This is a genomic window from Paenibacillus sp. FSL R5-0527 (genome assembly GCF_038008055.1).
GTDB lineage: Bacteria > Bacillota > Bacilli > Paenibacillales > Paenibacillaceae > Fontibacillus > Fontibacillus macerans.
Genome location: NZ_JBBOYI010000001.1, coordinates 5000075 through 5012567 on the forward strand (window position 1 = coordinate 5000075; position 12493 = coordinate 5012567).

The window sequence follows — 12493 nt, forward strand, 5'->3', positions numbered from 1 at the left end:
CCGCTTGGGAAAGGCAACATCGCACCCATAACTAAAAGCGAATCCATGCAAGAATTTAGCAAAACAAAAAACCTGCAAATGTGCAGGTTTTAAGAAAGATTAATCGTACAATTAACATTTTTCCTACTTCATACCGGCCAGCACTTCCGCAAACTTGGTTGCTTCCGCCCCGGTCACGGGCCGATTCGGCGCAAAGCGGGTTGCGGAATCGCCCTTCAGGATTCCAGCCGCAACGGAACGCGCTATCGCTTCGGAAGCCCAATGCCCGCTCGGCACATCGCTGAACGCTGCCGCGCTGGCCGCAGAGGAAGCTTGCTCCAGCCCCGCATTCCGCACGAAATTATCGGCGATCGCCGCAAGCTGCGCCCGCGTCACGGCCAAATCCGGGGCAAACCGGCCGCCGCCGATCCCTCTCATGATCCCGGCCGTCGTATTCTGGCGAATGGCCAGATCCTGAGGCGAACTTCCGGTATCCGTATAAATGCCGGTGCCGATCACCTCGCTGAGCTTCAGCCGGTCAGCCAGTAGCGCAGCCAGCTCCGCGCGCGTCACTTGAGCATCCTGCTGCAGCGAGACCGGTGCGGCAGCTGTTTTTTTCTGCTCAAATAACCAATCGAACATCTCTTTATCGTTAAAAACAGGCACCCAGGACCAATGCTTCAAATTTCCATAAAAACGGTTAGCGTCCATGAAGGCATCGTCATAAATGGTCAGCTTGGCCTGCTTGCTGCCCAGTTGGGTCAACGCCTCGTAAGCCAGCGTACTCGTCCGGCTATCCGTAATCGGGTCATTTTGCGCATGCACGAGCCATACCGGCACATCCGTCAGATCTTGCAGCTCCCGCTTAAACGCCTCCACGGAACCGGTATAATCGGCCACGGTGTCTTTCGCCGCAACGACAATCGAGCCGGCGAACAGCCCGGGATACTGCATCAGGAAACGGAGCGCGCCGCCGCCGCCGCTGGACACCCCTGCGACATAAATCCGGTTCGGGTCCACCTTGCCGGAATCGACAAGCTCCCCGATCAGCTCCGCCTGTACCTCAAAATAATCCCGCATCCGCGAAAGTTCCTCGGCGTTGTCATAGATCTTCCAGCCGTAGTTTTTGGGAAACTGCACGGCCAGAACGGACGTGTCGTAACCTGATTCTATCCAGGCTACCGCGCCTTTGTTTTCGGTAAGCTGCTTCAGATTGTCCGTACCGACCTCCCCGCCGCCGTGCAGCCATACGACCAGGGGTTGCGGAGCCGCGGAAGCGCTCAATTTTAGCCGGTAGCTCAGCTTCTCTCCGTTAGTGCCCGTATACTCCCCCGCGACAAAATCATCAACCGTTCGCGTCTTCAACGTCGTTACGGACGCTTCATTAAACGATAGTTCGGGATAACGTTCATTTGTCACGGCAAACGCGGAAACCGATCCCCCGGGATATTTAAACGGCTTCACTTTTATGGATAAAACGCTTTCATTCCAGCTTAATTCAATCCCGTCATCCGTGTAATCCGCTTGCACAGCCTCGTTGTTCTCATTCAACGGATAGCCGTCATAATTGCCGGTAATCTCGAAATCGGACGCTTTCAAATCGGCATATTCACTTGCGTCGCTCACTTTAAGATCAAACGATTCAACCATTCTTCCCGCATCGCCGATATACGTGTTCGCCGTAATCTGCACAGGCGAAGCCGCTTCGGCTTTCGCCGGCCATCCACCGGTCAATGTGGTCCCGATCGCCAAGACTAATGTTAGCATCAGACCCGTACCTTTTTTCCTCTTCATCCCGCGTACCTCCAGTTACAAAGTTGAGTTATGTGTTACCTGGCGAGCCGGATCGAGCCGCTTAAACGAAAAAAAACCTAACTCGAACCAACATGGATTTACTCCAATGTCCAATTCGATTTAGGTTTCGCCCGCGCAAGCGGTTACAATCCTCGCCGTATATGGTTATATCAAAATACTACATACGGTCATTAAAAAAGTCAACAATTTCCTTACTTTATTGAAAAACAGGCCTCGGCATGAGTCCGGGCCTGCTTGTACCTTGTACTTTATGCGCAGAGCATTTTGTTCAGTACGTCAAACACGATCGGCAATGTTGTAAATCCGTCGCTTTCCAAAAAGTGTCCGCCATGCTCAACCTCGTAGAAATCGGCATGAATTTGCTCCATCAGTTCTTTGCTGTAGGCAAACGGGACGATCGAGTCGTCTTTTGCGGCGATAACCGCCCGCCCGCTTGCGGACCGAATCACCCGGTCATAGTCAAGCGGCTGCTCCGTGAATGCATCCAGTATCGGCAATTCCGGCAATGGTTTGGCAAACCCGGATACCAATACGATTCCGCCGATCGGCTTGACGGGATTTTGCCGGAGCAGATATCGCAGCGTAGTAATGCAGCCCAGGCTGTGCGCCACAAAATAGGTATTGCCGTCAAGATCGGGAACCGAGGCGGACAACTGATTGACCCACGCATTAAAATTCGGCTCTTGCGGGTTTGGCATCGTTAATACAGCGGCGTCCGCCCCGGCTTCCGTCAGCCTATCGCGCAGCCAAGGAAACCAGTGACTGCTAGGCGATGCCCCGTAGCCATGTATGATGTAAACTTTTTTTCGGTCCGGTGTAGGTGTATTGGACATCATCTCTCCTCCAGTTCAAATCATCTTTGATGATTCGCAGCATTTCCTGACTGTCAAGGTTGGTTCCAGCTTTTAAACGCCCGGTTTGGTCCGTTTTTTGGTCCCATTTGATCCGCCGAATTTGCTCCAAGGCATATTCCCGGTTGCGGTGTTTCCAAACTTGCTCTGTCCGCCGGTAGAGATCCTCTATCGGCTCCTTACCGATGAGAAGACGCTAGCTCCCTTGATGGAACGCGCCGCCGCCAACCTCGATGAAGCCATGCTCTTTCATGATATATCCCCCGATGCCGTACATCAACAGCAAAGGTTCGTAAACGCGGTAAGCCCTTCGGGCAGCCTCGCTTCCTTCCCGGGCGCGTTTCATATAAAACAAAGCCATCCGGCTGATGTTGCGCGCATAAGACTCCCTCATTCTCCGCAACACAGCGTAATCCTCTTCAACCTGTTCATATTCGTCCGGTCGCTCCACCAGCTTTTGAGCGTTAAAATATAGAGGGTGCGCACTTATGGAATAGGCGTCGGCAAACAAGGCCATGCGCCGCAGAAATTCCCGGTACAACAAGCCGTCCACCATCTGTTCCGCAGTCGATCTGCTGGGAAAATAACGATATTCCATACCGGCGATATGGGATATCAGCTTTAAGATCATTTCGTCTCCCTGTGCCCGCGCATAGCCGATCAAAGGTATCGTCATAATCTCCGGCAGGCAGTTCTAGCCCCGGCAGCCGCAACAAAAAGTCTTCTATTAGCCGCTCGACGGGGTAATCTTTCTGCCCGGTTAAATACAGATACATTTCCCGCGTATCCTGTACATGCGCAATTGTTACCTTGGCATAATCGCCGTTGTTGTAAAGCTTGCGGTTAAACAAAAACTGTTTATTCAGCGATCCGTTGAGTTCGGTCCTTCAATTCGTATGCACCCTTACATCACTTTGGCGCTTTAAATTGACATTAAGTAAATAATAACTTATCATCCGCATCATACTACTAGCTTAGTTTACTATATCTTTTGCGAATCTGCCGGAAAGTTGGCTCAAAACCGAAATCGGTGCTTAACAGGTGGAGTTGGTCAAGAGCACACAAGGGTGCAAAAAAATCTAACGGTTCTGAGCGGCGCTATTCGGACAAAAACAGGGATTTCCGAAATGTAACGGTTGCTATCGGCCTTATTCCATGTTCTAACCGGAGTTATGAGGCAATTTCAAACCAATAAGCGCGCTCAGAACCGTTAGAAAAGGAAACGCCGTCTTTTGGGCCAAATAAGCTTAGATCACAACCGTTAGCGCGGATGCCGAAGAGGGCCAGCACGGCTAAACAGATATGAAAAATAGTAGAAAGCGCCGTGTCGGTGCCGCGTTTCTGGGAACGCCTTGCCCAACACGGCGGTAAGACGTTCGCCGACTCCGTTGATTTCGTCGGACATAACTTCTACGTGGACGTATTTGACGAGAAGCCGCTCGTCGCCAACTGCCTGATCCTTATGGGAAAGCATGGGAAAGAAGCGTTCCCAAAAATACATACCCTATCCTCAATCTTGAGAGTTTAACAAAAAAGATGGCGGCACCAGGAAATCCTCCTGGTGCCGCCAATTTTCACTTTCATCTGCCGCAGTCTTTTCTGGCTGGGGCTGCCGCCACGATGTGCAGATCACCGCTATTTCCTCCGCGGATTTCCGCCCCTAATCGAACAGCTCGCTGACCACCCTGCCGGTCTGACGGTCCACCGACAACCAATCCGCTGTCGCCGTATGCGTGTCGGTCTCGTCATTACGGACTTCTTCGTAATTATGAATCGTGACCGCCTGCTCGTCCGCATGATCGGCCTCTTGGATAAAGATGGAACCGATGTTTTGATTGTCCCGCCGGTTGTTTTCCGCTGCCGTACTATTTTCAATCCCTGTGACGATATAAAACGCTTCTTCCTCGGTTAAGTTGACCGCTCCGTTCAAAAATTCCGCCTGCCCCTGATCGAACCTCTTCATCAACACCTCTTTATAACGATCGGCATATTCCTTGCGAGTGACTTCATAGACTAGCTCCTCATCGACGTTATACGCTTTTAATTGCTCCCGTATGCTGTCAAGATCGTATGGAACTACTTCCCCTATCGGGATGAAGCGGTCTTCTTTAGGGTTATGTATGACGATGCGCTCACTGGCCGTGACGGTGCGGTCGACGCTGCTTTGAGAACGCAGCAGCAGCAGATTTTGATCATCGTCCAAAGGGTAGGTGTACACATCCGTAAACCCGTTCCGGTAGGCCTCCTCTACCCCCGCCTGATCATACAGCCGGCTCAGAAACGGCGCGTCCTCGGTCCCCGAATTTTGCAAAAAGTACGTGTCTCTCGGCTCCGCATTTGCGCCTCCGAAAATGTCTTCCTCCGGGTAATCGATGGCAAGCGCGTTATCCGTGAATGATAAAGATACGTTGCGATATAATTCATCGACGAACACCAGCCGCTGCCCGTCAACGCGAAAATCGCCGTCGATTTCCCCGTTATGATGGCTAAAGCCCCGGACGATCTGTACGTTCAAATGGTATTGCTCCCCGCCAAGCTTCTTGACTTCCGCAATACCCACATTCGCAGGATCATAATAGCCGATGATATACGTGCCCGGAATAATACGCTGCTGGCCTGTAATATTACCGTCGTTCGTCTGAAGCTTCGGGGAACCCGTCGTTGACGCAGCTTCTGTCCCACCGCTTGAACTCGGCGTTGGCTCCGCAGCGCTGTCTTTTACTGGCGCCGACGCCGGCGCAGTCGCGGTTTCAGCCGCGCCTTTCTCCTCGTTTTGGCATCCTGCCAAAACTCCCGCCGCCAGCAGAACGAGCAGTGCATTTTCCAAAATTGTTGACTTGCCCTTTGTCATGTATACGATTCCTGTCCTTCCCTAAAAGCAAGATTGACCCGGCCGGCGGCTACGGCAGCCGATACCAGGCAAACGGCTTTGCATAGCGGAAACGGTCGCTCAGATCGTTAAGCTGCGTAAGGAGCTCCGGATCTAGATCCACGGATACGCTGCGCAAATTATCCTCGAGCTGCTCCGGCCGCGTCGCGCCCACGATCACCGTCGAGACCGCCGGCCTTGTCATCAGCCATGCCAGCGACAGCGCGCTGGCAGAGGTCTCGCGATCGGCGGCGAGCCGGCTCACCTGCTGCCCAAGGGCAATCCGCTCTTCATCCAAAAACCTGCCGAAGTTAGGATCGGTATCCGCTCTCGAGCCCGCCGGCGCCTCTTTAACGGAATGGTATTTGCCGCTAAGAATGCCGCCGGCCAACGGAAAATACGGGATAATCCCCACGCCCTGATCCGTGCACATCGGAACAAGCTCCTGTTCGGGCGTCCGGTCCGCCAGCGAATAACTGACCTGCGTCGAAATGTATTTCGTCCAGCCGCGGCTTTCGCTGATTCCGATCGCTTTCATCAATTCCCAGGCCGCGTAATTGGAGGCGCCGATATAGCGCACCTTCCCGGCGCGGACCATGTCGTCCAGCGTACGCAGCGTTTCTTCCAGCGGTGTATACGGGTCAAACGTATGGATTTGGTACAGATCGACATAGTCGGTTTTCAGCCGTTTGAGGCTTTGCTCCAGCTCCTGCTGCAAATGCAGCCGGGAAGAACCGCTGGCGTTGGGTCCCTCTCCCCGCACTAGCCCCGCCTTCGTCGCCAGCACCACGCCCTGCCTTCTATCCGCCAAAGCTTCGCCGATGATCCACTCGGATTCGGAACCGGCATAAATATTCGCCGTATCGATAAAATTGACGCCGCTGTCCAAAGCCTGGTGGATCAGTCTGATCGATGTTTCCCGATCCGCGCGTTTTCCGAACGCATTTGTACCCAGGCCGAGCGCCGAAACTTCAAGTCCGCTTGTTCCCAGACGCCGATATTTCATAATAATCCCCCTTGTCCTTTTCACGCGCCTTATCTCACAAACCGGCTTCGCTGCCGGCGATCAGTTGTCCGGTTGAGGACAAATCGTAATCTCCCAAGGAAAACAGCACGTCCCGTAGCTCCGCGGACAGCAGCGCCTCGCGAAGCAGGCCAATCCATTCCCGGTTTTCAGGTTTATTCAGCACGACCAAGTCGACCCTTTCCGCGATCAGCGGGATAAAATCCAAGCCGGCGATACGGGCCGGGCGTTCGCTCCCGACGCCGACGTCGGCCTGCCCCAGCGCAATCCTTCCCCCCAGCCCCATATGGGTCGTTTCTTCCTGTTCGTAGCCGTTTATGGACGACGGGATGATGCCCCTGAGCCGCAGCTGCTCGTCAAGCAAAACTCGGGCGCCCGAGCCCTTTTCCCGATTGATCAAACGAATGTCCGGGCGCGTCAGGTCCTCCCAGGACGTGATTCCCAAAGGGTTTCCCTGCTTCACGTAGAACCCCGCTTTGCGCGTCACGAAATGAAACACAAGATAGGGCAAGGAGATGAACAATTTGCGGATATACGAAAGGTTATACTCCCCGGTATCGCCATCGTACAAATGCGCGCTGACGATATCCGCCCCGCCGTTGTACATAGCCACCAGGCTGTCCATGCTGCTGGCGAAGGAGCGCAGCGGCCTGAATTTGGCGCTTCGCTTTTCCAGCGCTTTTGCCAGCAGATCAAGGCCCGGGTCCTGCCCCGTAATGACCAGCGGTTTGACTCCGTCATTGGCGTCAACGCTGCTGACAGGGAGCGATACGGGAATCGACGGCGGCAGATGGATGTCCGCCGCGCCGAAGCCGGCGGGTCCGCCGCCAAGCCGCCCTGGCGCAGCACCGCCGGCTGTGCTCCCGCTTTTCGCTTTAAGTTTGTACGCTTCGAGATCCGTGGAATCCACCCGCATTTGTTTGCCTACGCGATATGCGGGCAGCTCTCCTTTTTTGATCAGATCGTAAACGGTTAGTTTGGATACTTTAAGCAATTTGGCGATTTCTTCGGTCGTGTAAGAGATCGGTTCGGTCATGAGTTTCTCCTTGTACACGTCATCTATGGAATGTTCCAGCTAGACTTATCTTACTGATGTTCCCGCTATATTTCAATGAACAGCGCGGTTAGGACGAATTTAATTTTTGAAATGTGCGTGAAATCTCTATACACTTCATTATGTTTAGTATAATCTAGATATAATTTGTTATAACTAGGGAGGAAGATTTATGTTTCAACGAAAAATGATACCTTTGCTGGCCGCGATGATGACCGCGCTTATGCTGATCATCTCGGGCTGCGGAAACGCAAGCAACAACGGCGCATCGGCCAATAAGGATACCGCCGCCCAGGCGGAAGCGTCCGGCGCAAATTCAACCGCTTCCTCAAAAGTCGAGCTGCTCGTTTCCGCCGCGGCCAGCCTTACCGAAAGCATGGACGAGCTAAAAACGATTTATGAAGCCGCACACAACGATGTTAACCTGACCTTCAATTACGGCGCATCCGGGACACTGCAGCAGCAGATCGAGCAAGGCGCGCCGGCGGACTTGTTTTTGTCGGCCGGTAAGAAGCAAATGGACGCTTTACTGGACAAAGGACTTATCGATGCAAAATTATCGGCAAACCTGCTGACCAACGACCTGGTGCTCATCGTTCCGGAGAACGCCACCGTTCAGATTAACGCGCTGGAGGATCTGGGGCAGGCCGGAAATATCGCCATCGGGACGCCCGAATCAGTACCCGCCGGCAAATATGCCCAGCAAACTCTTACCTATTATAAATTGTGGGACAGTCTGCAGCCCAAGCTGGTTATGACCAAAGATGTGAAGCAGGTGTTGTCCTATGTGGAGACGGGCAACGCGGATGCCGGCTTTGTATATAAAACGGATGCCGCCGTCTCCGCCAAAGTGAAGATTGCGCTAACCGCGGACCCGGCAAGCCATGACCCGATCGAATATCCGGCCGGCGTGCTGACGGGCAGCCAACATCCGGACGAGGCCAAAGCTTTTTACGAGTTTTTGCAATCCGCCGAGGCGATGGAAGTGTTCAAAAAATACGGATTCAACCCGGCGGAGTAACGGATCGTAATGGATCCTTTATTCGTGTCGGAAAATTTTTGGTCGCCGGTCCTGCTGTCGCTGCAGGTATCGATCGCCGCAACGGTGATTGCATTTCTCCTCGGACTTGCGGTGGCATGGCGGATGGCGGCCGCGGTTTTTTACGGCAAATCGCTGCTGGAGACGGCGTTCCTGCTGCCGCTTGTGCTGCCGCCCAGCGTCGTCGGCTTCATCCTGCTTGTGCTGCTTGGCCGCAACGGCTGGATCGGCCAGGCGGCCTCCGCCTGGTTTAACCTGTCCTTTGTGTTCCAGCCGCTCGGGGCGATCATCGCCGCCAGCGTTGTCAGCTTTCCGCTGATCTATCAAACGCTGAAAACCGGGTTTCAGTCGGTGGGCAAAGATGTCAAGGAAGCGGCTCGCGCGCAAGGGGCCAACGAGTGGCAGGTGCTTATTCATATCGTGCTGCCGCTCTCCTTGCGCTCGCTGCAAGCGGCTTTTATACTCGGCTTCGCCCGCGCGCTGGGCGAATTCGGCGCCACCCTGATGGTCGCCGGCAACATTCCCGGCCGGACGCAAACGATACCGACGGCCATTTATTTTGCCGTTGATGCCGGCAATATGCCGCTCGCCTGGGCGCTGACGGGCTGCACGATCCTGCTGTCGTTTTTGCTGCTGATGCTTTCGTCCCGGTTGAAAAGCGATTAGAGCGCTCTTCACGGTTCAAGACAAAAACCCCCTCGCGGTAAGCCAGTTGGTTTACCGCGAGGGGGTTTCTTTGCAGTGGACCGGGAATGGCCAGCCGAAAACTGAAAAACCGGGCGTAAGCCGTCCCTGAGCCTTATGGCCGATTCTAGCAACGGACCATTGCGCCGTTATTTCGGCAAAATCCAGGGTTTGCAAAAGGGACGGACACAGTTGACCTTATTGGGTATTTCAGCGCGTGTTTTCGCACTAGCGTTGCATTCACTTTAGCTCAAGATTTCCCGTAAAAGCCACCCGGGAGTCTAACGGTTGTAACAGCGGCTATTTTGCGAAAAAATCCACTTTCTAGATCCTAATGGATGTAAGCGTCGTTATTTGCCTGAATCTAAGAAAAATAGCCGGATTTCAGTGAAATAAGCGTTATGGCAACCGTTACAATTAAAAATCAACGTTTTTGGAGCGAATAGCGCTTGTGGCAACCGTTAAAATGTCAGTAGGACCCGGTACAGCTTCATTACTTCGCCAATTCCTCCTTCGCCCACTCCCCGATTTCCCGGCTATCCACCGGATATTTGCGTTCCCCCGCCGTCCGCCGCAGCCGCTCCAGTAATGTCTCGATAACTCCTTCGCTCACCTTAAGCCCTTCTCCGTCCAGCGCCAGGCGCACCGCGCTGCGCCCCGAGTGCTTGCCCAACACGATGACATGGTCCGCGCCGAGCTCGGCAGGATCAAACGTCTGGTACGTCCGGCGATCTTTCATTAGGCCGTTTACATGAATTCCGGATTCATGGGCAAAGGCCAGCCGCCCTACCAGCGGCCGCGCATCGGGGATATCTCTGCCGGCCGCACGGGCAACGAGCTCGGCCAAAGGCTTAAGCTTGTCGGGACGCACCGCGCATTCCCCGCGGTATAAATGCTTCCAAGCCATCGCCACTTCCTCCAGCGCGGCGTTGCCCGCGCGTTCGCCGATGCCGAGCACGGTCGTGCTGGCCCACTTGGCTCCCGCCTCGATGCCGGCCAGCGTATTTGCCGCCGCCAAGCCAAAATCGTTGTGGCAGTGGATTTCCAGCTCGATGTCGGGCGGGCAGGTGGCCAGCAGCGCCGACACCCTTGCATACAGCGTGCCGGGATGGTGAACGGACAAGGTATCGGCGTAGCGGAACTGCCGGATTCCTTCCTTTCGAAAAGCGCAAATCAACGTGCGCAAAAAAGCGAAATCGGCGCGCGAAGCATCCTCGAAACCGATCGATACGGCAAGCCCTTTTTCCTGCGCGTAGCAAGCGGTGCGTTTGCCCAAATCGATGACTTGAGCCGGCCCCGCCCCCAGCTTGGCGCGCATTTGGATCGGCGATACGGGCAGGGCGATGTGGGCCGAATCCACGCCCGCCGAGAGGGAGGCATCGATGTCGGCGCAGTTCGCCCGATTCCAGGCCAGCAGCCGCATGGGCAGTCCCAGCGCCGCGATTCGGCGGATAGCCCGGCATTCGTCATCGCCCATGGCCGGGATGCCCACTTCGGCCTGCTCGACTCCGGCGGCGGCGAGGCACTTGGCGATTTCCAGTTTTTCCGCAGCCGTAAAGGCCACGCCGGCCGCCTGTTCCCCATCGCGCAGCGTCGTGTCGCAAATCCGCAGGTCCCTCATAATAGTTCCCTCCTCCCGTTGGGCATGTTCTTGATAACACATCATTCAGAAATTCCGATCAGAGCGGCGCCAGGCCTGCAGCCTTCAAACGTTGCTGCAGCACTCGCAGTCGGGATTGCAGCGGAGCGAAACGGCATAATTGCTCATATTCAGCGTGTTGATCCGATGCATGACATTGATGAACGGACGGCCAACCCCGGTAATCCACTTCACCGCCTCCAAAGCCGCCAGGCAGCCGGCCAGACCGGCGGTGGCGCCCAAAACGGGAAATCCGAGGGGTTCCCATTCCTGCGGGCGCTCGGGGTACAGACACGCAAGGCATGGTGTTTCCCCGGGGACGATCGTCGTCAAAGAAACCTCAAACCCGTACATAGCCGCTTCGACCAGCGGTCTGCCGGCGGCGACGCACAGGCGGTTTAAGGCGTACCGTTCGGGAAAATCGTACCTCGCGTCGATCACGATATCGGCCGCTCTTACCCATGGTCCGCTTTCCGCAAGCGTGATCCGGGCATTGTGCCCTTCAATGATCACCTCGGGATTGACTCGCTTCAGGCTCTCCACTGCCGCAGTCATCCGCTCCTCGCCCACGCGGGCGGAATCCATCAGGATTTGCCGGTTCAGATCCGGCAGCCGGATGATCCCTTCATGCGCCAGAATCAGCTTGCCGATTCCGGCAGCCGCCAAGTAAAGCGCCGCCGTTCCGCCCAGCCCGCCGATGCCGGCAACCATCACCGCCGCTTCCTTCAGTTTGCGTTGACCCTCCCGCCCCAGCAGTTTGAGCTGCCGATCATAGCGGACAAGCTCCTTCACAAGCCGCTGGTTCTCCTCCACGCATGGCGGGCTTTCCATCTTCTCCCCTGCGCATTGCGGGCTTTCCATCTTCTTTGCCGCGTTTTGCTCCGTCGTTTCCGTCACGCCGTCCCCCCTCCCTTTTAAAAAACTAAAAGATGTCCGCGTCAGCGCGCAGCCGCGACTTCCCCATGCCGGGCAAGCCAGTCCAGCGCCTCCCGGATTTGGCTTAACGCAAATTTCTCCAGCTTCGCCGCGGAAGTAAACGGAAAACGCAGCCCCGCCCGCAGCGTGACGGAGACAAGGATCAACCGGCCGCTGGACACGATGGCCCTGCCGAACCCTTCTCCGTTCATTTCCACCATGCTTTGCATAAGCTGCCCCGTCTCCGCCTCGAGGGCCGCCGCCAGCGCTTGAAACACATGCTCGACTTGCCGCCGCAGCTTGGCGTTGGGCGTGCAATCCTGACTTAGCGCCTGCTTCTCCTCCGGAGTAAACAACAGCAGCCGGGCGATCTTCTCTTCCTCGCTTAGGCCGCTGACCTTGCCGAAGTAATCGTAAGCATCGATCATTTGACTAAGAGTCCGGTTAAAAGCCGCTAACAATCGCCGGTCCGGTTCCTCGATATTTGCGGAGCTCCCCATTGTTTTCGGCAAACCGGAATCGGCTTGCGCTAGACCGAAACTTGTTGGCGCAATACCGAGACCGGACTCCTGCATACCGGAACTTGGCTCCGGGCCCCCTTCCAAATATGTGGCTTCTTCCATA

12 protein-coding genes are annotated in these 12493 nt (G+C 55.2%); 2 read left to right on the plus strand and 10 right to left on the minus strand.

Annotated elements, in window-relative coordinates; all coding sequences use genetic code 11:
• Positions 1-123 precede the first annotated feature (123 nt).
• The 7 genes from NYE69_RS22055 to NYE69_RS22085 all read right to left on the minus strand — a co-directional run bounded on the left by NYE69_RS22055 (position 124) and on the right by NYE69_RS22085 (position 7574).
• Positions 124-1773: an S-layer homology domain-containing protein gene (locus NYE69_RS22055; RefSeq protein WP_340927952.1), complete on the minus strand. Its 1650-nt coding sequence runs from the start codon at positions 1771-1773 to the stop codon at positions 124-126.
• A gap of 269 nt (positions 1774-2042) precedes the next feature.
• Complete coding sequence (locus tag NYE69_RS22060; protein WP_340927953.1) at positions 2043-2627, minus strand: RBBP9/YdeN family alpha/beta hydrolase; 585 nt, start codon at positions 2625-2627, stop codon at positions 2043-2045.
• 214 nt (positions 2628-2841) lie between these two features.
• Positions 2842-3321, minus strand: a complete 480-nt coding sequence (locus NYE69_RS22065; RefSeq protein ID WP_340927954.1) for a hypothetical protein — start codon at positions 3319-3321, stop codon at positions 2842-2844.
• A 585-nt stretch (positions 3322-3906) separates the two neighbouring features.
• Entirely contained in the window at positions 3907-4146 is a 240-nt protein-coding gene (locus NYE69_RS22070) for a hypothetical protein (RefSeq protein ID WP_340927955.1), read from the minus strand.
• Between the two features lie 159 nt (positions 4147-4305).
• Positions 4306-5496, minus strand: coding sequence for a hypothetical protein (locus NYE69_RS22075; RefSeq protein WP_270620299.1), 1191 nt, complete (start codon positions 5494-5496; stop codon positions 4306-4308).
• Positions 5497-5545: 49 nt separating this feature from the next.
• Positions 5546-6520 carry an aldo/keto reductase gene (locus NYE69_RS22080; protein ID WP_340927956.1) on the minus strand — a complete coding sequence of 325 codons (975 nt, stop codon included), beginning with the start codon at positions 6518-6520 and terminating at the stop codon, positions 5546-5548.
• A 34-nt stretch (positions 6521-6554) separates the two neighbouring features.
• Positions 6555-7574 (minus strand): helix-turn-helix transcriptional regulator, encoded by a 1020-nt coding sequence (locus NYE69_RS22085; RefSeq protein WP_340927957.1) that lies wholly within the window; start codon positions 7572-7574, stop codon positions 6555-6557.
• 190 nt (positions 7575-7764) lie between these two features.
• On the opposite strand from NYE69_RS22085, the gene modA reads away from it, so the two are divergent.
• Both modA and modB read left to right on the plus strand, forming a co-directional pair.
• Positions 7765-8613 carry a molybdate ABC transporter substrate-binding protein gene (gene modA, locus NYE69_RS22090; RefSeq protein ID WP_340927958.1) on the plus strand — a complete coding sequence of 283 codons (849 nt, stop codon included), beginning with the start codon at positions 7765-7767 and terminating at the stop codon, positions 8611-8613.
• A gap of 9 nt (positions 8614-8622) precedes the next feature.
• Positions 8623-9297 carry a molybdate ABC transporter permease subunit gene (modB, locus tag NYE69_RS22095; protein WP_340927959.1) on the plus strand — a complete coding sequence of 225 codons (675 nt, stop codon included), beginning with the start codon at positions 8623-8625 and terminating at the stop codon, positions 9295-9297.
• A gap of 511 nt (positions 9298-9808) precedes the next feature.
• Here modB and NYE69_RS22100 read toward each other — a convergent pair.
• From NYE69_RS22100 to NYE69_RS22110, 3 genes are all read right to left on the minus strand, one after another.
• Positions 9809-10936, minus strand: a complete 1128-nt coding sequence (locus NYE69_RS22100) for a homocitrate synthase/isopropylmalate synthase family protein (protein WP_340927960.1) — start codon at positions 10934-10936, stop codon at positions 9809-9811.
• Between the two features lie 84 nt (positions 10937-11020).
• Positions 11021-11851 (minus strand): HesA/MoeB/ThiF family protein, encoded by an 831-nt coding sequence (locus tag NYE69_RS22105; protein WP_340927961.1) that lies wholly within the window; start codon positions 11849-11851, stop codon positions 11021-11023.
• A gap of 41 nt (positions 11852-11892) precedes the next feature.
• On the minus strand, positions 11893-12492 hold the full coding sequence (locus NYE69_RS22110) for a DUF269 domain-containing protein (RefSeq protein ID WP_340927962.1): 600 nt from the start codon (positions 12490-12492) through the stop codon (positions 11893-11895).
• Position 12493 lies beyond the last annotated feature (1 nt).